Source organism: Acidovorax sp., assembly GCF_046294525.1.
Lineage (GTDB): Bacteria > Pseudomonadota > Gammaproteobacteria > Burkholderiales > Burkholderiaceae_C > Acidovorax.
On sequence record NZ_JBKBKQ010000003.1, the window covers coordinates 180,622 to 205,086 of the forward strand.

The window sequence follows — 24,465 nt, forward strand, 5'->3', positions numbered from 1 at the left end:
GCGCATTCATGCGGAAGGGGCGGCCACGGCGGCCGCAAAGTCGGCGCAGGTCAGCACCTGGGCCACGTTGGCCATATCGGCCAGCGAGGTGTCGTGCACTGCCTGCTTGAAAGCCGCGCAGCCGTCGGACAGCACCAGGGTCTGGTAGTCGCGCATGTGCGCATCGCGCACCGTGCTGGCCACGCCACCGTTGGTGACGATGCCGCACACGGCCACGGTGGTGATGCCCGCGCGGCGCAGCACCCAGTCCAGCTGGGTGTTGAAGAAGGCCGAATACGCCACCTTGCACACCGACACGTCCACCCACGGTGCGATCTCGGCCACATGGGCCTGGCCTGTGCTGCCGGGCGCAAAGTCGCCACGGCGCAGAAACGGGCGCAAGGCCTTGAGGTGGGGCGAGACCATGGGCTCGCCCTGCGCGTCGGGCCACAGGGTGAACTGGCTGCCCACCACCATGCCGCCCGCCGCCTTGAGTGCCTTTGCCACCGCTGCCACCCGGGGCGGCAAGGCCTGGGCGGCTGCGCTCACCGCGCCACCGCGTGCATAGGCACCGTCCGGGGCCAAAAAGTCGTTTTGCAGGTCGATGATGACCAGCGCGGTGTGGCGCGGGTTGATGCTCGGGTTAGGTGCGCCGCGACTCATGCTGCGCCCTCCCCGTCGGCCCGCACCAGCAGATTGCCCAGCGGGTCCACCGTGGCGCTGAAGCCAGGCTCCAGCCACACCGTGGTGTCGGGCTGCTCCAGGATGGCGGGGCCGTCGACGCGGGTGCCAACGGGCAGGTCCAGCCGTGCGTGGCGCGCGGCGTCCCACCAGCGGCCGGCGTGGAACACGCGCTGCACGCCGAACGACGGGTTCACGGTAGTGGTCTGCGGTGCCAGCACCGTCAGGTCGAACTTGGGGCGCACGCCCACGCGGGCGTAGCGCAGGTTCATCACCCGCACGGCAATGCCGTCAAGCACACGGCCAAAGGCAGCGCGGTAGGCGGCCTCGAATGCGGCGCGGATGCCCTCGTGGCTCAGCGCATCAGCCGCCACGGGCACCTGCACGGTGTGGGTCTGCCCGGCGTAGAGCATGTCCAGCGCAATGATTTCCTGCACTTCCACAAACTTCACGCCCGCCGAATCCAGGCGCTGCTGGCAGGTGGCTGCGAGTGTGGCCACGCGCTGGCGCAGGTCGGCCACGTCCAGGTCGACCAGGGGTTTGTTCAGCGTCTGCACCGCGTCGTGGCGCATGTCAGCCATCACACAGCCCAAGGCCGAGGTCACGCCCGGGTAGCGCGGCACGATGCCCGTGCCCACACCCACCTCCCGCATCATGGCGCAGACATGCAGCGCACCGCCGCCGCCAAACGGCATGTAGGCGAACTGGCGTGGGTCGTGACCGCGCTCGATGGACACCACGCGCACAGCGCCCGCCATCTTGGCGTTGGCCACCGTGAGGATGGCTTCGGCGGCTGCCATCACATCCAGGCCCAGCGGTTGGGCCACATGGGTCTCGATGGCATCGCGCGACTTTTGCGCGTCCATGGCGGCCAGCAGGCCACCGCCCAGGGGCCGGTCGGCGGCGATACGGCCCAGCAGCACGTTGGCATCGGTGACCGTGGGCCGGGTGTTGCCCCTGCCATAGCAGGCCGGGCCGGGGATGCTGCCGGCCGACTCGGGGCCCACCTGCAGCATGCCGCTGGCGTCTACCGAGGCGATGGAGCCGCCACCCGCGCCAATGGTCTCGATCTGGATCATGGGCGAGCGCACCACCATGCCGAACTCGATAGCCGTTTGTGCAGCCAGCGCCGCCTCGCCCTTGGCCACGAGGGACACATCGAACGAGGTACCGCCCATGTCGCCGGTGATCACATCAGGGAAACCGGCCGCACGTGCAATCGCCGCGCAGGCAATCACGCCCGCAGCCGGGCCGGAGAGCGCGGTGCGCACCGGCACATCGCAGGCCGTCTGGCGTGACATCACGCCGCCGTTGCTTTGCACGATGAGCAGCTCGCCGCCAAAGCCCTGCGTGCGCAGGTCGCCCTCCAGCCGCTCCAGGTAGCTGCCCACCACGGGCTGCAGGGCGGCGTTGAGCGTGGCCGTGGAGCAGCGCTCGAATTCACGGATCTCGGGCAGCACCTCGCTGGCGGCCGTCACATGCGGGTTGGGCCACACGCTGCGCACGGCGGCCACGGCGGCCTGTTCGTTGGCGGGGTTGGCATAGGTGTTGATGAAGAATACGCAGACGGCCTCGCAGCCTGCCTCCAGCAGCGCACGGGCTTGGGCTTTGACCTGCTCCACATCCACGGGTGTGTGCACCGTGCCGTCGGCCAGCACGCGCTCATCCACCTCCAGCCGCAAGTCGCGCGGCACGATGGGCTCGAAGCTGCCGCGCAGGCCCCAGGTCTGAGGCCGGTCGCGGCGGCGCATCTCCAGCACGTCGCGAAAGCCGCGCGTGGTAATGATGCCGGTGCGCGCCACCTTGCGCTCCAACAGCGCGTTGGTGCCCACGGTGGTGCCGTGCACGATGGTGGCGATCTGCCCGGCCGAGTCGGCCACACGCGCCACGCCATTCATGAAGCCGCGCGCCTCCTCGCCCCGGGTGCTGGGCACCTTGACGATGCGGGCGCTGCCGTCACGCTCGTCCAGCACGAACAGGTCGGTGAAGGTGCCCCCCACGTCCACGCCCACCACATAGGACGCCTCGCTCAAAGCCTTGTCCGAAACCTTGCCGCTGCTCATTCCTTGCCTTTCATTACGGCGTTGGCGCTCACATAGCCCATCGCCAGGTCCTTCTCACGCGCTGCTGCATCCCGCGCGGCCGGGGCACCGTAGCCGCCGCCGCCGGGGGTTTCCAGGCGCACGCGCTCGCCCTGCTTCAGGCGGATGCCAATCATCTTGGAGCGCATGGGTGGCTGCTTCCATTCACTATCGTTTTCATAGCTGAAGACGTTCATGGAACCAGCGCTACCGCCCGAAATGCCTTGGGGTGCGGCCTTGCCGCGCTCGCCAAAGATGAAGACCTCGGCATCCTGCTCCAGCAGCTCAATCTCATAGATGGCGCCCAGGCCACCCCGGTGCTGGCCGTCGCCGCCCGAATCGGGCCGCAACGCCCACTGCGTGAAGCGCACGGGGTACGCAGCCTCCAGAATCTCGAGCGGCGGTATGGTGGCGGTGGAGATGGGCGCGTTGCCGTGGCTCAGGCCATCGCCATCGCTGTGCCCGCCGTGGCCGCCGCCGAAGAAGCTGAACATCACCCAGCGCTGCTCCTTGCGCGCGGGGTCGGTGCGCAGCCCGGCGATGGACAGCGCGTTGATGGTGCCGTAGGCCTGGGCCATGGCGCGCTTCGGGTCAGCCTGCGCGGTGGCGCTGAAGATCACATCGATCATGCGCAGGATGGTCTCGGTATAACCACCCACGGGGCGTGGGCGTGCGGCGCTGATCACCAGGCCATCGGGCAGCACAAAGTCCACCGCGTCGAGCACGCCCGCATTGGCAGGCACATCGGGGAACAAGTGTTTGAGCGCCACATAGCACGCCGCAATCGCCGTGGCGCGCGAGATGTTGACCGGCCCCGCGCACTGCGGCGAGGTGCGCGAGAAGTCGAGCGTCAGGCGGTCGCCCTGCACCGTCATGTCGAGGGCAATGGTCAGCGGCTCGTCCTTCACGCCGTCGTTGTCCAGGATGTCGCTGAAGCTGTAGCGCCCGTCGGGCAGCGCCGCGATGTGCGACTGCATGAGCTTGACGGCGCGCGTGCGCAGTTCACCCATGGCCTGCTGCACCTGGGCATCGCCGTACTGGTCCAGCAGGTTGTGCAGGCGGCGCTCGCCCAGGTCCAGCGCGGCCAGCTGGCCGTTCAGGTCGCCCCACAGGCTATCGGGCAGGCGGGTGTTGGCCTTGAGGATAGCGAGCACGTCGTCGTCGAACACGCCGCCGCGCACGATGCGCACCGGCGGAATCTGCACAGCCTCTTGCCAGCACTCGGTGGCGGCCGGGTTGTAGTTGCCGGGTACGGCACCGCCCACATCGTGCCAGTGCGCCGCCGATGCCAAGAAGCAGAACAGCTGGCCGTTGCGGAAGAACGGGCGCACCAGCTTGAAGTCGTTGGCGTGGGTGCCGCCCTCGTAGGGGTCGTTGAACAGCCAGGTATCCCCCGCCGTGATGCCGCCGCGCTCGCCCGCCGCCCGCATGGCCGCGCGCACGGCAAAGGCCATGGCACCCACAAAGACCGGCAGACCGGACTTTCCTTGCACCAGCGTGTCGCCCGTGGTGGCGTCGTACAGGCCGTGGCAGGCGTCATGCGCCTCGGCAATGATGGGATTGAACGCGCTGCGGTACAGCGTGGCGTCCATCTCGTCTGCGATCTGTTCGAGCCGCCCGCGCAGCACGGCCAAAGTGACCGGGTCCATGACTGGGTCCATGGGCGGAGGGGTGGGTGTGTGTTCAGCCATGCAGGGGCTCCTTGCCAAAGCGGGCGCGCAGCTGGTTCATCAGACCACCGGCGCGCACCATGTCCAAAAGAAACGGAGGAATCGGGTCGCAGGCCAGCACACGCCCCTGGGCGGTGGTGACCGACGGTGTTTGTTCGTTCAGGGTGATGCCCTCCCCCTCCCCGATGGTCTCGGCCTCGGGGCAGGTCAGCAGCAGCAGGCCCAGGTTGAACGCGTTGCGAAAGTAGAGGCCGCTGAACGACGGCGCAATCACCGCCGTCACGCCCAGGCGCACCAGCACAGCAGCCGCCTGCTCGCGCGACGAGCCAATGCCAAAGTTGGGCCCGGCCACGATCACATCGCCTTTGCGCACGCCCGCCACAAAGTCGGGGCGCACGGATTCGAGGCAATGGCGTGCCAGCACTTCGATGCCGTGTTTCATGGCGTGGCCGGGGGCCAGTACGTCGGTGTCGATGTCGGCACCCAATTTCCAGACGCGGTGGATGCTCGTCATGCCAGCACCTCCCGCGGGTCGGTAATAAAGCCTCGCAGGGCCGAGGCCGCCACCGTGTAGGGCGAGGCCAGGTACACCTGCGCCGTGGGCGAGCCCATGCGGCCCTTGAAATTGCGTGCCGTGCTGGAGATGACGTTGGTGGCGGCGCCCACCGTGTCGCCATAACCCGCACAGGCCCCACAGGTGGTAGGAAACAGCTCGGCCCCTGCGTCCTGCAGCACCTGCAGCACGCCTTCGGCCTGGGCAGCGGCCTGGTCGCGCTGGCTGGCGGGCGCCACCATCAGGCGCACGCCGGGGGCCACTCGCTGACCACGCAGCACGCTCGCGGCGGCGCGCAGGTCGTCCAGCTTGGCGCCGGTGCAGGCGCCGATGTAAGCCACGTCAATGCCCTGCCCTGCGTGCTGCGCCACTGGGGCGGCGTTAGCGGGGCTGTGTGGGGCGGCAACCTGGGGCGTGAGCGTGGCGGCGTCGAAGGTGTGGCGCGTCAGGTCAGCGCCTTCGTCCGTGCGCCAGGCATCCAGCCCCTGCAGGTCTGCATCAGGCACGCCCGCCGCCCGGAGCCAGTCGCTTGTCGTGGCGTCGGGGGCAATCAGACCGGCCTGGGCACCCAGCTCCGCGCTCATGTTGGACAGGGTCATGCGCTCTTGCATGCCCAGCGCCTGCACGGCGGGTCCGGCAAATTCCACGGCCTGGTACTGGCCGCCGTTCATGCCAAAGCGGCCAATCATGTGCAACATCATGTCCTTGGCGGTCACGCCTGCAGCCAGCTGGCCGCTCCAGTGCATCTGCAGGGTGTGGGGCACGCGCAGCCAGATTTCTCCGGTCACGACCACGCCCAGCATCTCCGTGCTGCCAATGCCGAACATGTAGGCGCCAAACGCCCCGCCCGTGGGCGAATGCGAGTCGCCGCCCACGCAGAACATGCCGGGGCGGATGTGGCCGTGCTGGGGCACCACCACATGGCAGATGCCTTGGCCGTCATACACATGGGGCAGGTCCTGCTCGCGCGCCCAGTCGCGGGCGATGCGCACGATGCGGCGGGATTCGTCGTCGCGCTCGGGCAGGTAGTGGTCCATCACCAGGACCACGCGGCGCTTGTCCCAGATCTGGGCGCCCAGCTCTTCCAGCATGGGCTTGAGCCGGCGCGGGCCGGACGAGTCGTGGAACATGGCCAGATCGACACGGCAATTGACGATCTCGCCCGGCGTGACGCGGTCGCGGCCACTGGCGCGGGCCACGAGCTTCTGCGCCAGCGTGCTCGGAGAGCGGAGTGGGACGCTCATTCGGGCTTGGCTCCAGAAAACTGCACCACCTTGGCCCAGCGCGGGATCTCGGCCTGCACAAACCGCGCAAACTCCTCGGGGCTGTTGCCCACGGGCACGGCACCTTCGTGCTCCAGGCGCCGCTTCACATCGGGCGAGGCAATGGCCTGGCGCGCGGCGTCGCTGATGCGCTTGGCCAGCTCCGGGTTCATCTGTCCCGGGCCGAACAGCCCGAACCACGCGCTGGACTCATAGCCGGGCAGCACCTCGGCAATCGCGGGCACATCGGGGAACGCAGGCAGGCGCTGCGCACTGGTCACCCCCAGCGCCTTGAGCTTGCCCGCGCGGATCTGCGCCTGGGCGTTGCCCACGGCGGCAAACATCAGCTCCACCTGCCCGGCCAGCACATCCTGCAGCGCGGGCGCGGTGCCCCGGTATGGAATGTTCACGATGTAGGCACCCGACTGCATCTTGAACGCGTCCCCCGCCAGGTGCAGGGACGAGCCCACGGCGCCAATCGCAAAGTTGAGCTTGCCGGGCTTGGCCTTGGCCAGGGCGATCAGCTCGCGCACATCCTTGGCGGGCACGGCGGGGTTAGCCACCAGCACCGAGGGCGAGGTTGCCACACAGGTCAGCGCCGTGAAGTCCTTGATAGGGTCGAACGGCAGCGTCTTGTACAGGCTGGCGTTGATGGCATGGCTGGTGAAGCTCATCAGCAGGGTATTGCCATCGGGCGCGGCCTTGGCCACTGCGTCGGCCGCGATGTTGCCGCCCGCGCCAGGCCGGTTCTCGACAATGACGGTGCGGCCCAGCAGACGGCCCATTTCGGTCGCGAGGGTGCGCGCGAGGGTGTCGGTGGAGCCACCGGCCGGGGCGCCCACCAGGATGCGGATGGGGGAGTTGCTTTGGGCGAGCGCCAGCGGGCCCTGCCACAGGGCGGGCGCGGTGCCCAGTGCAACCAAGAGGTGACGGCGTGATGTCATGGCGTGTGTCTCCAATCCTGTAGTGCGTTGTCTTGTGGGGTGGGCGAAGGCATCACAGCCCTAGGTATGCCCTGCGCAGGTCGTCGCTGCGCAGCAAGTCGGCCGGGGCGCCCGAGAAGCGGATGCTTCCGTTCTCCATCACGTAGGCGCGGTCGGCGATTTCGAGGGACTGGCCCACGTTCTGCTCCACCAGCATCACCGCCAGCCCGGTGGAGCGCAGCTGCCGGATCAAGCCAAACATCTCTTCGACCAGCAGGGGCGACAGGCCCAGCGAAGGCTCGTCGAGGATGAGCAGGCGCGGCTCGGCCATCATTCCGCGGCCAATGGCCAGCATCTGCTGCTCGCCACCGCTCATGGTGCCGGCGAGCTGCGTGGTGCGCTCCTTCAAGCGCGGAAAGGTGGCGAACACCTTGTCGATGTTGTCTGCCCGCCGCTCGCGGGCCCGGGTGAAGCTGCCGAGCGCCAGGTTTTCCATCACGCTCAGGTTGGGGAAGATCTTGCGGCCTTCGGGCACCTGGATCAGACCCGCCTTGACGACGTCGGTGTAGTGGGCGCCGCTGAGGTCGGTCCCATCAAACGCCACCTTGCCCGCCCAGGCCTTGTAGATGCCGCAGACCACGTTGTTGAGCGTGGACTTGCCCGCACCATTACTGCCCAGCAGCGCCACGGTCTCGCCGGGCTGCACCTGCAGGTCCACACCCCGTAGCACTTCCACCCGGCCGTAGCCGCCGCGCAGGCCGGTGATTTCCAGCAAGGGAGAGGTGCTCATGCAGCCTCCTGCGGTGCGGCGGCGCGCAAACGGGCGGCGGTGCCGTGGCCCAGATAGGCCTCGATCACCCGCTCGTCCGAGGTGACCTGCGCCGGATTGCCCTGCGCAATGAGCTGGCCCTGTGCCAGCACCCACACATGCTCGGCCAGGTTCATCACGGCCTGCATGACGTGTTCGATCATCAACACGGTCACGCCACCATCGGCAATGCCGCGCACCACGGGAATCATCTCGGCAATCTCCTGGGGGTTGAGGCCAGCCAGCACTTCATCGAGCAGCAGCAGGCGCGGACGGGTGGCCAGGGCGCGCGCCAGCTCCAGGCGTTTGCGGCCAGCCACCGTGAGGTCGGCCGCGGGTTTGTCCAGCTGCGGGGCCAGGCCCACACGGGCTGCGACTTCGCTGGCCAACTCCAGGGCGGCACGGCGATTGCGCTCTTTGAGGTGGGCGCCCACGGCAATGTTTTCACGCACGGTCTGCGCTGCGAATGGCTGCACGATCTGGAAGGTGCGCGTCATGCCCAGTCGGGCGTTGAGGTGCGGGGCCTGGCCGGTGATGTCCTGGCCCGCAAAGCGCACGGTGCCTGTGTCGGGCCGCAGAAAGCCCGACATGAGGGCAAACAGCGTGGTCTTGCCCGCGCCGTTGGGGCCGATCAGCGCGGTCAGCGAACCCTCGGACACCGCCAGACTCACGTTTTGCACGGCTTTCAGGCCGCCGAAGGATTTGCTCAGCACACTGAGCTGCAACAGGTCATTCGCCATGGCGGCCTCCCGAACGTTTCCACACCGCCACCACCGACTGCCCGATGCCCGCAATGCCACGGGGCAGGAACATCACGATGATCACCAGTACCACGCCGTAAATCACCATATTGATGCCGGGCAACTGGCCGAACAGGTTGCGCGTGACGTCGGCCAGAATGTGCAGTACCAGAGCACCCAGCACAGGGCCCCAGACGGTGCCGATACCACCCACAATGGCTGCGACCAGCGCCTCGACCGAGGTGGCCGAACCATAGGCAATACCCGGGTCTATGTACTGGAAGACCTGCACATAGAAAGCCCCGGCTGCGCCCATAAACCCGCCGGAGATGGCAATGGCGCCCATCTTCACGCCGAAAGGGTTGACGCCGATGGCGCGCGCCGCGTCTTCGTTGTCGCGCACGGCCTGCAGCCAGGCACCAAAACGCGAGTTCTTGAGCCACCAGCTGACCAGCAGTGCCAGCGTGACCAACGCCAGGATCAGGAAGACAAAGCCCTTGCGCGAGCCGAACTGCATGTTGGAGAGCGACTCCTTGAGCGGCAGCATCAGCCCGACACCTGCGCCGGTGAACGGCACCGACAGCGCCAGAATGCGAAACACCTCGGCAAAGGCCAGCGTAACCAGCGCGAAGTACGAGCCCTTGAGCCCGTAGCGGAACGACAGCCCGCCCACAAACAGCCCCACCAGCGCGCTGCCTGCCACCGCCATGGGCAACGCAATCCAGGGGTTGATACCCCCCTGCATCTGGGCAATGGCCTGGATGTAGGCCCCCGTGCCGAAGAACAGTGCGTGCCCGAACGAGAACTGACCGCCAAAGCCCCCGAGGATGTTCCACGCCTGCGCCAGCAGCGCTGCGTAGAGCGACATCATCACGAAGTTGAGCAACACGCCGGAGTCGGAAGAGGCCGCAATGGCCGCCACGACGACGGTAAACAATCCAATGCTTGCAAGCTGCTTCATGCCTTGGCTCCAAACAAGCCCTGCGGGCGAAATAGCAACACTGCGATGAAGATGGCGAACATGCCGATCTGGCCCAGCGACTCACCCAGGTACAGGCCGCCCAGCGACTCCACCACCCCGATCAGCAGCCCTCCCACCAGCGCGCCGGTGAAGCTGCCCATGCCGCCCAGCACCACGATGGTGAATGCCACCAGCACAAAGCCGCTGCCCACCTGCGGGTTCACGTAATACGCTGGCAGCAGAAAGCAGGCGGCAGCGCCCAGGCAAGCCAGACCAATGCCAAAGCTCATGGCATACACATGGTCCACGTTGATGCCCATGAGCTTGGCGCCGTGTTTTTCCTTGGCCACGGCGCGGATGGCGCGGCCCAGATCGGTGCGGCCCACGATCCACAGCAGCACAGCCGACACCACCAGCGCACCGGCAAAGGCGACCAGCTTGGGCAAGGCGATCATGGCCGGGCCCACCGCCACAGTGGTGAGCGTGTAGGCCGTATCGATGGTGCGCGTGTCGGATTTGAAGAACAGCAGCGCGAGGTTTTCCATCACGATGGAAATGCCCAGCGTGACGAGCAGGATGTTTTCGTCCTTGCCATGGCTGGCGCGGTTGATGACCAGGCGCTGCAGCGCATAACCCAGGGCAAACATGCCGGGCACCAGGATGGGCAGCGCAAGATAAGGGTCGAGCCCGAAGTGCTGCTTGAGCAGGTACACCGCGTACAGCGCCAGCATCAGCGACGCGCCATGCGCGAAATTGATGATGTGCAGCACGCCGTAGATCAGCGTGAGCCCGAGCGCGATGAGGGCATACACCGCGCCCGTGGTCAGGCCGTTGAGGACCGACGGAAAGAGGATGCTGAGGTCGAACATGGAGGGAATGGGCGCCATTCAGGCAAAGGCGCGGCCTGGCGCCTCGGTGGGAGGCGCCCCGCAGCCCCTGTCGTCAGGGCTGAAAGTTGGTGGGTGTCAGGCCTTCAGCGGGAAGAGCGGGTCCGCTTCGCGGTAGTCGCGCGGGATGATGACCTTGATGTCCTTGTTCAGCACCTGGGTCATGAGCGGCTGGGCTCCCTGGTTCTGCCCGGCCACAAACTTGGTGGGGCCGTACGGCATGATGTGATCGGCAAAGGTGCTCTTCTCCAGTGCATCGATGAGGGCCGCACGGTCCGCCGACTTGGCGCGCTCCAGCGCATCGGCCAACAGCCACATGCTGGTGTAGGTCATGAACAGCTCGTAGCTGAAGAACAGGCCTTTGGCTTCGACGCGCTTCTTCAGGTCCTGCGCACGCTTGTCCTTGGGGTTGAACCAGTGGTTGCAGTCGATGATGCCGTTGGCCGCGTCCGGAAACTCCTTGACGAACTTGTAGCTCGACGCCGCACCGCCCAGCACCGAATAGATGGCCTTGGGCGTGACCTTTTGCTGTTGCATGGTGCGCACCAGCAGCGCGTATTCGTTGTAGTAGTTGGCGGGGATGACGATGTCCGGGTTCACCGCCTTCATGCGCAGCACGATGTTGTTGAAGTCGCGCGTGGGGTTGGCGTGCTTGATGACTTCCTTGACCTCGTAGCCGTAGCCCGGCAGTTCGCGCGACAGCAGCTGGGCGGTGCCCGAGCCGAACAGCGATTCCTCGTGGATGATCATCACCGTCTTGGCGGGTTTGCCGGCTGCGGTGTTCAGCACATGCAGGTTGGCCATGGCGGTTTCAGTGCACTTCTTGTAGCCGGGGCCAAAGCGGAAGGTGTTCTTCAGGCCGCGCTCCACGATTTGGTCGGCCACGCCCACGTCGACGATGTGGGGCAGGTTGTATTTGGCGGCAGCCTGCGTGGTGGCCAGGCAGATGGCCGAGGCAAACGCCCCCACCACCGCCGAAACGCCCGCTTCATTCATCTTCTCGACCTCGGCGGCACCGGCCTGGGGCTGCGACTGCGCATCGCCCAGCAGGGCTTCGAGCTTGGCGCCGCCCAGGGCCTTGATGCCGCCCGCCTTGTTGATGTCCTCGATGGCCATCATCGCGCCTTCACGGCATTGCTGGCCCGAATAGGCCAGTGCGCCTGTCACGGGGTGCAGCACCCCCACCTTGACGGACTTGGCCTGGGCACCGCCCACCAGCGGGAAGGCCAGGGCCGACGCGGCGGCAGCCGACTGGGTCATGAAATGGCGGCGGGTACTCATGGGCATTCTCCTGGCACGTAGGTAGGGTTGAGGTGGGGGATGGAATTCAGTGGAACTGGGCCGACAGCTCTTTGCTGACCCAGACCTTGGCATCGATGCTGCCCACGCGGGACAGCTGCATTTCGTATTCGTAGCGGTCGGGCCGGTACAACCCGTGCAGCCATTGCACGGGGCGCTCTTGGTCGTCGTAAATGAGGCGACGCACAGCCAGCAGCGCCGAGCCCACCGACACATCCAGGTGCCGGGCCACCACGGCGTCGGCCAGCTTGGCCGAAATGGTCTGGTGCGCTCGGCCCACCTTGACGCCCGATTCTTCGAGCAGCACCAGGATGGGCTTACGTGCAAGTTCGCGACGCCCGAACTGGCGGGCGATGTCGGCAGGCACATAGGTGGTGATGTGCGACAGCGGCCCCTCCTTGGTGCTGCGCACGCGCACCGCTTTTTGCACGGCATCGCCCACAGCAATCTGCAAGGCACCCGCCACCGCACGGGATGCCGTCACGGTGTCAACGTCCAACACCTTCACGGAGGTGCGCAGGCCCATGCTGACCAAGTTTTCCAACAGGCCGGTGAGGTGGGCGCGGCTGCCTTGGCCATCACCGCCGTCGGCGGTGAACGAGGCCGCCGCCGGCGCCAAAGGGCGCGTGCCTCTGCCGGGCTCGCGCGAAATCATGCCCTCGCTCTCCAGCAGCTCCAGCGCACGGCGTACCGTCACCCGCGCCACGGCGAACTGCTGCATCAGCGCCAACTCGCCCGGCAGCCCGTCTGCAAACCGGCCCTCTTGCAACTGCTCGCGCAGCACCAGATAGATCTGGTGGTACTTGGGCAACGGGAGGTTGTTGGCAGGCATGGCGGTCATAGTAGAAACAGTTCTAATGTCCTGTCAATAAGACATTTGGAGGCAAATGTTCGGTACTTTGCAGACATTTGCGTAATCCGGTCGTGAGGGCGGCGGCTCAGTTGCCGATGCAACTCGCGTGCCAAAGCGAGCCAAACGCCCGAGAACTTGCATCGCTAGTGGCTACCGGGAGACTTTTTTCAGGTGATGCGGCATGCGCCGATTGACGCTACCCGGCGCATTGACTACATTACTAACCGGTCAGTCATTAACACTTCCCGCGTTGCCCTCCTCCACTTCTACTCCTACCGCCCCTGCGAGCCCAGCCTCTGCGTCTAAGCGCGAGCGGCGCAAGGAAGCGCGCCCTGGCGAGTTGCTCGAAGCCGCGCTGGAACTCTTCGTCGAAAAAGGCTTTGCAGCGACCCGCGTCGACGAAGTGGCTTCGCGTGCTGGTGTGTCCAAGGGCACTCTTTTTCTTTACTTCCCCAGCAAGGAAGAGCTGTTCAAGGCCGTGGTGCGTGAGAACATCGCCGGACGATTTGCCGAATGGAACGCCGAGCTGGAAAGCTTTGAAGGCAGTGCCAGCGACCTGCTGCGCTACTGCTACCAAGTGTGGTGGGAGCGTATAGGCTGCACCAAGGCTTCGGGCATTACCAAGCTCATGATTAGCGAGGCGCAGAACTTCCCGGAGATCACTTTGTTCTACCAGCATGAAGTGATCCAACCCGGCCAGGCGCTTGTGCGCCGCATCCTGCAGCGCGGCATCGACAGCGGTGAGTTCCGCCCGCTGGATCTGAACCATGCCGCGTACGTGGTCGTGGCGCCCATGATCTTTCTGATGATGTGGAAGCACTCGGTGGGCGCGTGCGTGCCCGAAGGCGCCGGCTTCGCTCCCGAAAAGTACATCACCGCGCACGTGGACGCGCTGCTGCACGGACTGTGCGCCGCGCCCGACCCCGCTCCCGCTCCCATTTCTTCTCCACCTTCCTTCTCTTCGCTCTGATCACCATGAAACGCTGGATATCCTGGGTGGTGGCTGCTGCCTTGCTTTTAGCGCTTGGCGCTGGAGTGTGGCGAGCCATGGCGGCGCGTCAGGCACAGCAGGCCCAGGCGGCATCGGCCGCCAGCGCTGCGGCCTCTGCTCCACTTCAGTTGGCGGCCGACGAACTGGTGACGGTGCAGCGGCGGTCGCTGAGCGTGGGCGTCCCGGTCTCCGGGTCGCTGCGCGCCGTAGAAACGGCCATGGTCAAGGCCCGCGTGGGTGGCGAGCTGCAAGGGCTGACACTGCGCGAGGGCGATCCCGTCAAGGCAGGCCAGGAGGTCGCGCGCATAGATCCCACCGAAGCACGCGCCCGACTGCGCCAAGCCCAGCAGCAGGCGGACGCGGCCAAGTCCCAGGTGGATATCAACCAGCGCCAGTACACCAACAACCGTGCGCTTGTGGACCAGGGTTTCATTTCGCCCACGGCGCTCGTCACCTCGCAGGCCAGCCTGGAGGCGGCGCAATCCACGCACCAGGCGGCAGTTGCGGCGGCAGATGTGGCGCGCAAGGCACTGGACGACACGGTGCTCAAAAGCCCCATCAACGGCCACGTGGCACAGCGCCTGGCCCAGCCCGGCGAGCGGGTGGCGGTAGACGCCCGCATCGTGGAAGTGGTGGACCTTTCGCGCCTGGAGCTGGAAGCCCTGCTCACCCCGGCCGACTCACTGGCCGTGCGCGTGGGCCAGAAGGCACAGTTGTCCATTGAAGGCGTCCCCACGGAGGTCACGGCCAGCGTTGCCCGCATCAGCCCCACAGCCCAGGCCGGCAGCCGCGCGGTGCCCGTGTATCTGCGGGTGGAACAGCCTGCGGGTGCCGCACCTCTGCGCCAGGGCCTGTTTGTGCAAGGCACGCTGGACACCGGCAAGGCTGAAGTGCTCGCCGTGCCGCTCGATGCCGTGCGCACCGACAAGCCCTTCCCCTATCTGCAGGCGGTGGCCGAGGGCCGCGTGGCCTACGTGCCCGTCAAGCTGGGCATGCGGACCGTGGCTGAGCGACAAACGCTAGTGGCCATTGAAGGCGCGCCGGAGGGCACCCTCGTCATCGCCGGGCGCATCGGCCAACTGCGTGAAGGCACGGCCTTGACCACAGCCAGCGGTGCCGGTTCTGCCCAGAAGCCCAAGCCCTGACCGCACGCCATGTGGTTCACCCAAGTCAGCCTCAAGAACCCCGTGTTCGCGACGATGGTGATGCTCGCCATCGTCGTGCTGGGTTTGTTCTCGTACCAGCGCCTCAAGGTCGATCAGTTTCCCAACATCGACTTCCCGGTCGTGGTGGTCACCGTGGACTACCCCGGCGCCTCGCCCGAGATTGTGGAGAGCGAAGTCACCAAGAAGATCGAGGAAGGCGTCAACTCCATCGCCGGCATCAACGCCCTCACCTCGCGCAGCTATGAGGGCACTGCCGTCGTCATCATCGAGTTCCAGCTGCACATCGACGGCCGCAAGGCCGCCGAGGACGTGCGCGAGAAGGTGGCCACCGTTCGCCCCACCCTGCGCACCGAGGTCAAGGAACCGCGCGTGCTGCGTTTTGACCCCGCCAGCCGCGCCGTGTGGTCGCTGGCCGTGTTGCCCGAGGAGAAATCCAACCGCAGCGCCGTGGAGCTGACCACATGGTCCGAGCAGGTGCTGAAAAAGCGCCTGGAGAACGTCCGCGGCGTGGGCGCCGTCAACCTGGTGGGAGCCACCAAGCGCGAGATCAACATCTACCTGAACCCGCAGGCGCTCGAAGCCTTTGGCGTGACGCCCGACCAGGTCGCGCAGGCCGTGCGCAACGAAAACCAGGATCTACCCGTAGGCTCCATCCGCTCGCAGGCGCAGGAGCGCGTGGTGCAGATCGACGCGCGCATGCAGCGCCCCGAGGACTTCGGCCGGATCATCGTCGCCCGCAAGAACGGCGCGCCGGTCCGGCTGGACCAAGTCGCCCGCGTCAACGACGGCGCGCAAGAGGTGGAAAGCCTGGCCCTGTACAACGGCCAGCGCACGCTGCTGCTGTCAGTGCAGAAGTCACAGGGAGAAAACACGATCGAGGTGGTCGATGGACTGAACGCGGCCGTGGCAGAACTGAAGAACCAGCTGCCCCCGGGCGTGCGCCTAGAGACCATTGGCGACAGCTCCCGCCCCATTCGCGTGGCGGTGAACAACGTGCGGCAGACGCTGATCGAGGGCGCCATTCTCACGGTGCTCATCGTGTTTTTGTTTCTGAACTCCTGGCGCTCCACCGTGATCACCGGGCTGACCCTGCCCATCGCGCTGATCGGCACGTTCTTGTTCATGAACATGTTCGGCTTCACCATCAACATGATCACGCTGATGGCGCTGAGCCTGTGCGTGGGCCTGTTGATCGACGATGCCATCGTGGTGCGCGAGAACATCGTGCGCCATGTGCAGATGGGCAAAAGCGCCTACGCCGCTGCCATGGACGGCACGCAGGAGATCGGCCTGGCGGTGCTGGCCACCACGCTGTCCATCGTGGCGGTGTTCATGCCCATCGGTTTCATGGGCGGGATCATCGGCAAGTTCTTCCACGAGTTCGGCATCACCATCGTCGCGGCGGTGCTGATCTCGATGTTCGTGAGCTTCACGCTCGACCCGATGCTGTCCAGCGTGTGGCACGACCCCAGCATCCACGCGCACGGCCAACGCACGGAGCCGGTCACGTTCTACGACAAGACCATCGGCCGCGTCACGGGCTGGTTTGACCGCGCCACCGATTCGCTGGCCGAGGGTTACCAGCACATCCTGCGCTGGTCGCTGGTGCACAAGCTGGCCACCATGGCGATTGCGCTGGCGATCTTTGTGCTGAGCATCTTCATGGTGCCGCTGCTCGGCACCGAGTTCGTGCCCAAGGCCGACTTCTCGGAAACCTCCATCAACTTCTACACGCCCGTAGGCTCGTCGCTGGAGGCCACCGAGGCCAAGGCTAAGCAGGTGGAAGGTATTCTGCGCGAGCTGCCCGAGGTGCGCTACACCCTCTCCACTATCAACACCGGCAGCGCACAGGGCAAGATCTACGCCAACATCTATGTGCGTCTGGTGGACCGCAAGGACCGCAGCCGCAGCGTGGACCAGATGTCCGACGTGCTGCGCGAGCGCCTCAAGACCGTGCCTGGCATCACGGTGACTCACGTGGGCCTGCTCGACGCGGTGGGCGGCAACAAGCAGGTGGAGTTTTCGCTGCAAGGGCCGGACCTGCAGGAGCTGGAGCGCCTGACCAAGGTGGTCACCGAGAAGATCCGCGACATCCCCGGCCTGGTGGACCTGGACACCAGCGCCAAGCCCAACAAGCCAGTGATCGCGCTGGAAGTAAAGCGCGACGTGGCCTCGGACCTGGGCCTGTCAGTGGCGCCCATGGCGGCGTCGCTGCGCACGCTGGTTGCGGGCACCACCGTTGGCAACTGGCGCGCGCCCGACGACCAGACCTACGACGTGAACGTGCGCCTAGCGCCTGAAGCGCGCACCCAACCGGCGGACCTGGAGCGCCTGCCCTTTGCCCTGGCGGCCACCGATGGGACCACCCGCATCGTGCGCCTGAACCAGGTGGCGACCGTGACCGAATCCACCGGTGCCAACCAGATCAACCGCCGCGACCTGACCCGCGAAGTGGCCGTGAATGCCAACGTGGCGCAGCGCTCGGCGGGGGAAGTGTCGAACGACATCAAGAAGGCGCTGGAGGAAGTGAGCTTCCCGCCCGGCTACCGCTACCAGTTTGGCGGCTCCACCAAGAACATGGCCGAATCGTTCGGCTACGCCATCTCGGCGCTGGTTATGGCGATCATCTTCATCTACATGATCCTCGCGAGCCAGTTCAAGAGCTTCTTGCAGCCGCTGGCTCTCATGACCTCGCTGCCTCTCACGCTGATCGGAGTGGTGCTGGCACTCCTGATGTTCCGCTCCACGCTGTCAATGTTCTCCATCATCGGCGTGGTGATGCTCATGGGCCTGGTCACCAAGAACGCCATCCTGCTGGTGGACTTTGCGATCCGCGCCCGCGAGGAGCACCCCGACGACCAGGGCCGCATGGTGCCTGGCCTGCCCCGCGCGGAGGCCCTGCTGCTGGCCGCGCGTGTGCGGCTGCGCCCCATCCTGATGACCACGCTGGCCATGATTTTTGGCATGGTGCCGCTGGCCTTTGCGCTGTCCGAAGGTTCGGAGCAACGCGCCCCCATGGGCCAGGCGGTGATTGGGGGGGTCATCACCTCGTCGCTGCTCACCCTGGTGGTGGTCCCCGTGGTGTATTGCTACATGGACGATCTGGCTGCCTGGGCGCGCCGCAAGTTCGGGTCAGCCCCTGCAACGCCCTCTAAAATCGAGGGTTTGTCCTGACCCACGCCCTCCCCGGGAGAAACTCCATGAACCTGCCCCTGAACACCCTTGCCAACACCAGCGATCCCGTCGCACAGGCCCGCTACAACATGATCGAGCAGCAGATCCGCCCGTGGAATGTGCTCGACGCCGACGTGCTGGACTTGCTGGCTGTGGTGCGACGCGAGGATTTTGTGCCCCCGGCCTACCGCAGCATGGCGTTCATGGACATTGAAGTGCCCTTGCTGGGCAACGACGCCGAAGAGGCGGTGCGCCGCGGCCAGAGCATGCTGCAGCCCCGTGTGGAGGCCCGCATGCTGCAGGACCTGCAACTCAAGACCACGGACCGCGTGCTGGAGATCGGTGCGGGCTCGGGCTACATGGCCGCGTTGCTGGCCCACCGCGCCGAACGCGTGGTGTCACTCGAGATCAACCCCGAGCTGGTGGAGATGGCCCGCGAGAACCTGCGCGACGCCGGTGTGCAAAACGCCGAGGTGCGCCTGGGCGATGGCGCGCGCGACGCTATTCCGGATGGTCCCTTCGACGTCATCGTGCTCAGCGGCTCCGTGGCCGAAGTCCCCAGCGCCCTGCTTGCGCTGCTCAAGGACGGCGGCCGCCTGGGCGCCATCGTGGGCAACGACCCTGTGATGCGCTTTACTCTCACGCGCCGCACGGGTGACCGCTTCGAGACCACCACGCCCTGGGACACGATTGCGCCGCGGCTGGTCCACTTCCCCGAGCCCTCGGCCTTCACGTTCTGATATTGGTTTTCCCCTTCGGAGTTCTGCATGATCGACCACGTCCGCCCCGCCCAGCTGTCTGCCTGGTTTGCCGCCGCGCCCGCAGGCAGCCAGCCCCTGGTGCTGGACGTGCGCGAACCCTGGGAGCTGCAAACCGCGAGCGTGCGCGCCGACGGCTTTGAGCTGGTGGCCATCCCCATGGGGGAGTTGCCCGCCCGGCTGGAAGAGCTGGACCCCGCCCACCAGTCGCAACGCCCCATCGCCTGCCTGTGCCACCACGGCGCCCGCAGCCTGCGGGTGGCCGCATTCTTGCAACACAACGGTTTTGAGCGCCTGGCCAACATCACGGGCGGGATTGACGCGTGGTCGCACGAAAACGACCCCAGCGTGCCCCGCTACTGAGCCGTGCCGGCCCCGCTTTCCACCCCATCTGCAGAACCCTCCGAAGGACCTCCATGACCCCGTTCCGACCTCTTTCCCTGCCCCTTCTGTTCCTGGCATTGGGCGCGGTGCTGGCTGCGCCGGCGCAGGCCCAGAGCCTTTTGGAAATGGTGGAGTCGGCACGCACCTATGACACGGCCTGGCAGTCTGCCCGCGCCCAGCTGGATGCCGCCGCCCGCCGCGCAGACCAGGCCCGTGCCGGCCTGCTGCCCAGCGCCGGGCTGACGGCGGGGCTGTCGCGCGCCAATGTAGAGCTGAGCCGCCCGCCCGTCGAAAACACCGGCACGCAGCAGACCGTGGGCGTGCAGGCCTCGCAGCCGCTGTTTCGCCCCGCCAACCGCATCACCCTGCAACAGGGCGAGCGCGGCATCGACGTGGCCCAGGCCCAGCTCGACGCGGCCACGCAGGACCTGCTGGTGCGCGTGAGCCAGGCTTACTTTGACGTGCTCGCCGCGCAGGACACGCTGACCTTTGTGCGCGCGCAGAAGGCCGCCGTGTCCGAGCAGCTCGCCGCTGCCAAGCGCAATTTCGAGGTGGGCACAACCACCGTGACGGACTCCCGTGAAGCCCAGGCCCGCTACGACCTGGTGATCGCGCAGGAGATCGCGGCCGAAAACGACCTGCGCGTGAAGCGCCTGGCCCTGGACCAGCTGGTGGGCATCACCGGTACGCAGCCCCTGCCCCTGGCCCTGCCCGTGTCGCTGCCCAGCGTGCAGCCGGACAACGTGAACACCTGGGTGGACACGGCCCGCGAGTTGCAGCCCGGTGTGCGGCAGGCCCAGGTGGCACTCGACATCGCGCGGCTGGAAACCAAAAAGGCCGAAACCGGCCATTTGCCCACGGTGGACCTGCAGGCCGGCTACAACGTAACCCGCAACCCCAACGGAACGGTCACGGCCCCTGGCGTCAACAGCCGCACCAACAGCGCCAGCGTGGGCGTGGCCTTCAACCTGCCGCTGTTTGCCGGGTTTGCAGTGCAAAACCGCGTCAAGGAAACCCTGGCACTGGAAGAAAAGGCCGCGGCGGACCTTGAGACCACGCGCCGCAACGTCGCCCAGGCCACGCGTGCTGCCTTCTTTGGCGTGCAGTCCGGCCAGGGCCAGGTCCAGGCGCTGGAAGCCGCCGAGGCCTCCAGCCAGAGCGCGCTGGATGCCAACAAGCTGGGCTACCAGGTAGGCGTGCGCATCAACATCGACGTGCTGAACGCGCAAAGCCAGCTCTTCCAGACCAAGCGCGACCTGGCCCAGGCCCGCTACAACGTGCTGCTCGGCACGCTACGGCTGCGCCAGGCGGCCGGCACGCTGACGCAGCAGGACATCGAGGCGATCGACGCGCTGCTGGCGCGGCCCTGAGAGCGCAGCGCGGCGCAGTCGTTGAAATTCGCAGGTTGCGCTGCGCAGATATTGGGCGCCTCAGCCCCTTACCGCTGCTGCAACACCGCCGACACTGCCTCGGCGGTGGCCGCCGCGGCGCCCCGGTGGGCTGCGGCAAACCGGGTAGCCCGGTCGCTGGCAGCTGACTGGCCGGCGGGGTCCGCCGCCAGCTGCACGGCCTCGCCCATGCCCTCCGCCATGCCGGCCACACGCCGCGCTGCACCTGCGACGCACGCCAGCTCGGCCGCCTCGGCAAAGTTGAAGGTGTGCGGGCCCAGCACCACGGGGCAGCCGCAGGCGGCGGCTTCGATCAGGTTCTGTCCGCCCAGTGGCGCAAAGCTGCCGCCCAGCAAGGCCACATCGGCCATGCCGTAGTACAGCGCCATCTCACCCAGCGAGTCGCCCAGCCACACATCCGCCGGCTCAGGCTGTGCCAGCCAGCTGCTGCGGCGAGACACCGTGAGGCCCGCATGCAGCAGCAGCTGGTGCACTTCGTCAAACCTTTGGGGGTGGCGGGGCACGATGAGCCATTGCACAGTGGCGCGCGGTGAGACAACCTCTGCTTCACTATTGATAGCTGCTTGCGCTTGACTGGTAAGCGCCGAGGGCATTTTTTGCTTCAAGTTCTCCAGCCACAGGGCCTCTTCGCCTTCGCGGCTGCTGGCAAGCAGCACCACCGGTCGCGCATGCTGTGCGCGCCAGCTGCGGCCCAGCGCCAGCTGAGCGGGGTCGGGCACCACGTCGAATTTCAGGTTGCCAAACACACCGCGCACCGGGGCGCCGATGGTGCGCAAGCGCTCGGCATCGTCCTCGGTCTGCGCCCAGGCGGCTGTGAGCCCGCCATATGCCGGACGCGCCAGCGGCGCCAGCCGCAGCGCCCGGCCCAGCGACCGGGCGTTGAAGCGCGCATTGGCCAGCACCAGCGGCACACCGCGCTTGCGGCAGCCGGCCACCAAGTTGGGCCACACCTCTGTTTCCATCAGGATGCCGATGGCCGGGCGGAACTTGCGCAAAAACCGGGCGACCGCGCCGGGTGTATCCCAGGGCTGCCACACCTGCATGTCGCCGGGCAGCAGCAGCTTCTCACCCTCGGCACGGCCGGTGGCGGTGCCGTGGGTCAGCAGCAGGCGCATGCCGGGCAGCTGCTGGCGCAACTGCGCCAGCAGGATGGCGGCGGCGCGGGTCTCGCCCAGAGAGACGGCATGGATCCACACAAAGCGGGCCAACGGGGCGGTGGTGCTGGGGGGCACCAGGCTGTCCACAGGGGGCGGATAGCGGCCGAACCGCTCGCCCACGGCGTGGGCGTAGCCCGGCTCGGCCACGGCGCGGCGACGCAGTTTGCGGCGCAGCAGCGGCTGGGCACACCAAGTCACCAGCGAATACAAGGCCCGTGCGGCGTTCATGGCGGCGCAGTGTTCACGACGGCGAGAGGGTCACGTCCTGCACACCGCCCGTCCAGGCGCCCTGGCGGCTGCGCTCGGCCCACACCAGGCAGGGCGCATCACCGGGCGCGGCAGCCACGCACTCCCCACCAGGCGCCCAGAAGGCGCTGCGGCCGGCGCTGACATAGCCGCCCGAAGGGCCGCTGTAGTTGGCCAGCAGCACGGCCATGCCGTGCTCGCGCGCATAGCCTTGCAGCAGTGCGGATTCGGCCGGATAGCCTGTATTGGAGATCAGCGCGCCGGCGGCGTACAGCGCTGCACCCGCCGCGCGGGCGGCCCGCGCATGTGCGGCATGGGTGAGATCGGCACACACTGCCAGGCCTATGGCCTCGCCCGCCAGGGGCAGAACCAGCGCATCGTCTTCGCCCGGGCTGGCAAACGTTTCCTCGCTGGTGTGCAGATGGCGCTTGCGGTACAGGGCAACGTCACCATCGATGCCCACCACCCAGGCGCCGATCGCGGGGTGGGCCCCCGCCCGCTGCGGCGCAGCCGGGCCGCCCACCACCAGCACCATGGCGTGGTCGCGGGCCGCCTGCTGCAGGGCCTGCAGCGCGGGGTGGCTGGCGTCCATCACGTGGGCAGCCAGCAGGTCTGGCTCGTAGCCGGTCAAGGACAGCTCGGGGAACAGCAGCACCTGCACGCCGAGCCGCGCGGCGGCGTGCACAAAGCGCAGGTGCGTTTGCAGGTTGTGCCGCACGTCGCCAGGCGCGGCAGGGCATTGGGCTGCGGCTACGCACAGCGGGGGAGCAGAAAGGGACATGCCGGACAGCGAAACAAAAGAGGATGGCGCAAAAGAAAAAGCAGGCCGGATTGTGCCTGCCTGCTTTCTGGACGGCGCAGCGGGTCAGGACTCTCAGCCTCTCAGTGGCTGGCCGCCCCCACGTGCGCGTCGGGCTTCACGCGGTGCAGCAGCGCCAGCATGGCCTTTTCGATCCGCGCCAGCGCCTCGGGCGTGTGGCCCTCAAAGCGCAGCACCAGCACGGGCGTGGTGTTGCTGGCGCGGATGAGGCCAAAGCCATCGGGCCAGTCCACGCGCAGTCCGTCGATGGTGTTGATGGCAGCGGGCGCTGCAAACGCCTCAGCGGCCAGGGCCTGCAGCTCGGCCGTCAGGCGGTGGGGCTCGCCTTCGGCGCAGGCCACGTTCAGTTCGGGGGTGGAATGGCTGGTGGGCAGCGCGTTCAGCAGCGCGCTGGGGTCGCTACTGCGGCTTGCGATCTCCAGCAAGCGGCAGCCCGCGTACGTGCCGTCGTCAAAACCGTACCAGCGCTCCTTGAAGAAGATGTGCCCGCTCATCTCGCCGCCCAGGGGGGAGTTCGTCTCCTTCATGCGGGCCTTGATGAGCGAATGGCCCGTCTTGTACATCACCGGCACGCCGCGAGCGGCCGTGATGGCGGGGGCCAGGCGCTGAGTGCATTTCACATCGAAGATGATTTCGCCGCCCGGCACGCGCGACAGCACATCCTGCGCAAACAGCATCATCTGGCGGTCCGGAAAGATGTTGTTACCGTCCCGGGTGACGATGCCCAGACGGTCGCCGTCGCCGTCAAAGGCGAGGCCCAGTTCGGCGCCGCTGGTCTTCAGGGCGTCTATCAGGTCGCGCAGGTTCTCAGGTTTGCTGGGGTCCGGGTGGTGGTTGGGGAAGTTGCCGTCCACCTCGGAAAACAGCTCCATCACCTCGCAGCCCAGGGCGCGGAAGATGGCCGGGGCCGATGCGCCCGCAATGCCGTTGCCGCAGTCCACGACGATCTTCATGGGCCGTGCCAGGCTGATGTCACCGACGATGCGCTCGGTGTAGGCGGGTAGCACGTCGGCACTGCGCACCGAGCCGCCGGGCACCAGTTGCCAGCTTTCCTGCTCCATGGTGCGGCGCAGTCCCTGGATCTCGTCGCCGTAGATGGCGCGGCCGTTCAGCACCATCTTGAAGCCGTTGTAGTCGCGCGGGTTGTGGCTGCCCGTGACCTGGATTCCGCTGTGGCACAGCGTGCTGGCCGCAAAGTACAGGATGGGTGTGGTCACCATGCCCACGTCGATCACCTCCATGCCCGCGTCCACCAAACCCTGGATCAGTGCTGCCGACAGCGCAGGCCCCGACAGGCGGCCATCGCGCCCCACGGCGATGGTGGTCTGCCCTTCCGCCCGGGCCGCCGTGCCAAACGCACGACCCAGGCCCCGGGCCACGTCCTCGGTCAGCGTGGACGGCACGATGCCGCGGATGTCATAGGCTTTGAAAATGGCGGGAGTCACTTGCACGTGGAGGGGCCTTTCGTGGGGATTGAGGTGCCGCGCGGTGGGGTTGGCGACCGGGTGCTGGCTCGGCTGGCGGGCCACGTCGGCCGAATTGTAGGGTGGTGGATGGGGGCGCTTGTGTCAGCGAATGCCGCGCTGCGTTGGGCGCCTATGGGCTGAGGCGCCCGCGCAGCCACAGGTCCGAAAACGGCTAGTTCGCCCCCCGCAGGCTCCTA

General features: G+C 67.0%; 21 protein-coding genes. 6 read left to right on the forward strand and 15 right to left on the reverse strand.

What is annotated here, in order from left to right; translation table 11 throughout:
- Nucleotides 1–6: 6 nt before the first annotated feature.
- The 12 genes from ACK4HJ_RS05295 to ACK4HJ_RS05350 all read right to left on the reverse strand — a co-directional run bounded on the left by ACK4HJ_RS05295 (nt 7) and on the right by ACK4HJ_RS05350 (nt 12,685).
- Nucleotides 7–642 (reverse strand): cysteine hydrolase family protein, encoded by a 636-nt coding sequence (locus ACK4HJ_RS05295; protein ID WP_409828353.1) that lies wholly within the window; start codon nt 640–642, stop codon nt 7–9.
- Entirely contained in the window at nt 639–2,723 is a 2,085-nt protein-coding gene (locus tag ACK4HJ_RS05300) for a hydantoinase/oxoprolinase family protein (RefSeq protein WP_409828355.1), read from the reverse strand. The genes ACK4HJ_RS05295 and ACK4HJ_RS05300 overlap by 4 nt, the downstream gene beginning before the upstream one ends.
- A complete protein-coding gene (locus ACK4HJ_RS05305; RefSeq protein ID WP_409828356.1) occupies nt 2,720–4,402 on the reverse strand; it encodes a hydantoinase B/oxoprolinase family protein in 1,683 nt (560 codons plus the stop codon). Before ACK4HJ_RS05305 ends, ACK4HJ_RS05300 begins: the two co-directional genes overlap by 4 nt.
- 22 nt (nt 4,403–4,424) lie before the next feature.
- Entirely contained in the window at nt 4,425–4,925 is a 501-nt protein-coding gene (locus ACK4HJ_RS05310; RefSeq protein WP_409828359.1) for a 3-isopropylmalate dehydratase, read from the reverse strand.
- A complete protein-coding gene (locus ACK4HJ_RS05315; RefSeq protein ID WP_409828362.1) occupies nt 4,922–6,208 on the reverse strand; it encodes a 3-isopropylmalate dehydratase large subunit in 1,287 nt (428 codons plus the stop codon). The genes ACK4HJ_RS05310 and ACK4HJ_RS05315 overlap by 4 nt, the downstream gene beginning before the upstream one ends.
- A complete protein-coding gene (locus tag ACK4HJ_RS05320) occupies nt 6,205–7,170 on the reverse strand; it encodes a tripartite tricarboxylate transporter substrate binding protein (RefSeq protein WP_409828364.1) in 966 nt (321 codons plus the stop codon). Before ACK4HJ_RS05320 ends, ACK4HJ_RS05315 begins: the two co-directional genes overlap by 4 nt.
- Before the next feature lie 52 nt (nt 7,171–7,222).
- The gene (locus tag ACK4HJ_RS05325; RefSeq protein ID WP_409828366.1) at nt 7,223–7,939 is read right to left on the reverse strand and encodes an ABC transporter ATP-binding protein; all 717 of its coding nucleotides are present in this window, start codon (nt 7,937–7,939) and stop codon (nt 7,223–7,225) included.
- The gene (locus ACK4HJ_RS05330) at nt 7,936–8,697 is read right to left on the reverse strand and encodes an ABC transporter ATP-binding protein (protein ID WP_409828369.1); all 762 of its coding nucleotides are present in this window, start codon (nt 8,695–8,697) and stop codon (nt 7,936–7,938) included. Before ACK4HJ_RS05330 ends, ACK4HJ_RS05325 begins: the two co-directional genes overlap by 4 nt.
- Nucleotides 8,687–9,658 (reverse strand): branched-chain amino acid ABC transporter permease, encoded by a 972-nt coding sequence (locus tag ACK4HJ_RS05335; protein WP_409828371.1) that lies wholly within the window; start codon nt 9,656–9,658, stop codon nt 8,687–8,689. The genes ACK4HJ_RS05330 and ACK4HJ_RS05335 overlap by 11 nt, the downstream gene beginning before the upstream one ends.
- Nucleotides 9,655–10,527: a branched-chain amino acid ABC transporter permease gene (locus tag ACK4HJ_RS05340; protein WP_409828374.1), complete on the reverse strand. Its 873-nt coding sequence runs from the start codon at nt 10,525–10,527 to the stop codon at nt 9,655–9,657. The genes ACK4HJ_RS05335 and ACK4HJ_RS05340 overlap by 4 nt, the downstream gene beginning before the upstream one ends.
- Before the next feature lie 96 nt (nt 10,528–10,623).
- On the reverse strand, nt 10,624–11,826 hold the full coding sequence (locus tag ACK4HJ_RS05345) for an ABC transporter substrate-binding protein (RefSeq protein WP_015014065.1): 1,203 nt from the start codon (nt 11,824–11,826) through the stop codon (nt 10,624–10,626).
- A gap of 46 nt (nt 11,827–11,872) precedes the next feature.
- Complete coding sequence (locus ACK4HJ_RS05350) at nt 11,873–12,685, reverse strand: GntR family transcriptional regulator (RefSeq protein ID WP_409828377.1); 813 nt, start codon at nt 12,683–12,685, stop codon at nt 11,873–11,875.
- A 262-nt stretch (nt 12,686–12,947) separates the two neighbouring features.
- Between ACK4HJ_RS05350 and ACK4HJ_RS05355 the strand changes: the two genes are divergently transcribed.
- The 6 genes from ACK4HJ_RS05355 to ACK4HJ_RS05380 are packed head-to-tail and all read left to right on the forward strand — an operon-like array spanning nt 12,948 to nt 20,540.
- Nucleotides 12,948–13,667, forward strand: a complete 720-nt coding sequence (locus tag ACK4HJ_RS05355; RefSeq protein WP_409828380.1) for a TetR family transcriptional regulator — start codon at nt 12,948–12,950, stop codon at nt 13,665–13,667.
- Nucleotides 13,668–13,672: 5 nt separating this feature from the next.
- Nucleotides 13,673–14,833, forward strand: coding sequence for an efflux RND transporter periplasmic adaptor subunit (locus ACK4HJ_RS05360; protein WP_409828383.1), 1,161 nt, complete (start codon nt 13,673–13,675; stop codon nt 14,831–14,833).
- Between the two features lie 9 nt (nt 14,834–14,842).
- The gene (locus ACK4HJ_RS05365; protein ID WP_409828386.1) at nt 14,843–18,028 is read left to right on the forward strand and encodes an efflux RND transporter permease subunit; all 3,186 of its coding nucleotides are present in this window, start codon (nt 14,843–14,845) and stop codon (nt 18,026–18,028) included.
- A 26-nt stretch (nt 18,029–18,054) separates the two neighbouring features.
- Nucleotides 18,055–18,768: a protein-L-isoaspartate O-methyltransferase family protein gene (locus ACK4HJ_RS05370; RefSeq protein ID WP_409828388.1), complete on the forward strand. Its 714-nt coding sequence runs from the start codon at nt 18,055–18,057 to the stop codon at nt 18,766–18,768.
- A 27-nt stretch (nt 18,769–18,795) separates the two neighbouring features.
- Complete coding sequence (locus tag ACK4HJ_RS05375; RefSeq protein WP_409828390.1) at nt 18,796–19,149, forward strand: rhodanese-like domain-containing protein; 354 nt, start codon at nt 18,796–18,798, stop codon at nt 19,147–19,149.
- Nucleotides 19,150–19,202: 53 nt separating this feature from the next.
- Nucleotides 19,203–20,540: a TolC family outer membrane protein gene (locus ACK4HJ_RS05380; RefSeq protein WP_409828393.1), complete on the forward strand. Its 1,338-nt coding sequence runs from the start codon at nt 19,203–19,205 to the stop codon at nt 20,538–20,540.
- A 68-nt stretch (nt 20,541–20,608) separates the two neighbouring features.
- Here ACK4HJ_RS05380 and ACK4HJ_RS05385 read toward each other — a convergent pair whose 3' ends face one another.
- The 3 genes from ACK4HJ_RS05385 to ACK4HJ_RS05395 form a co-directional block, all read right to left on the reverse strand.
- Nucleotides 20,609–21,964 carry a 3-deoxy-D-manno-octulosonic acid transferase gene (locus ACK4HJ_RS05385; protein ID WP_409828395.1) on the reverse strand — a complete coding sequence of 452 codons (1,356 nt, stop codon included), beginning with the start codon at nt 21,962–21,964 and terminating at the stop codon, nt 20,609–20,611.
- Nucleotides 21,965–21,977: 13 nt separating this feature from the next.
- Nucleotides 21,978–22,763 carry a carbon-nitrogen hydrolase family protein gene (locus ACK4HJ_RS05390; protein ID WP_409828398.1) on the reverse strand — a complete coding sequence of 262 codons (786 nt, stop codon included), beginning with the start codon at nt 22,761–22,763 and terminating at the stop codon, nt 21,978–21,980.
- Between the two features lie 101 nt (nt 22,764–22,864).
- Nucleotides 22,865–24,253, reverse strand: coding sequence for a phosphomannomutase/phosphoglucomutase (locus tag ACK4HJ_RS05395; protein WP_409828401.1), 1,389 nt, complete (start codon nt 24,251–24,253; stop codon nt 22,865–22,867).
- Nucleotides 24,254–24,465: the final 212 nt, after the last annotated feature.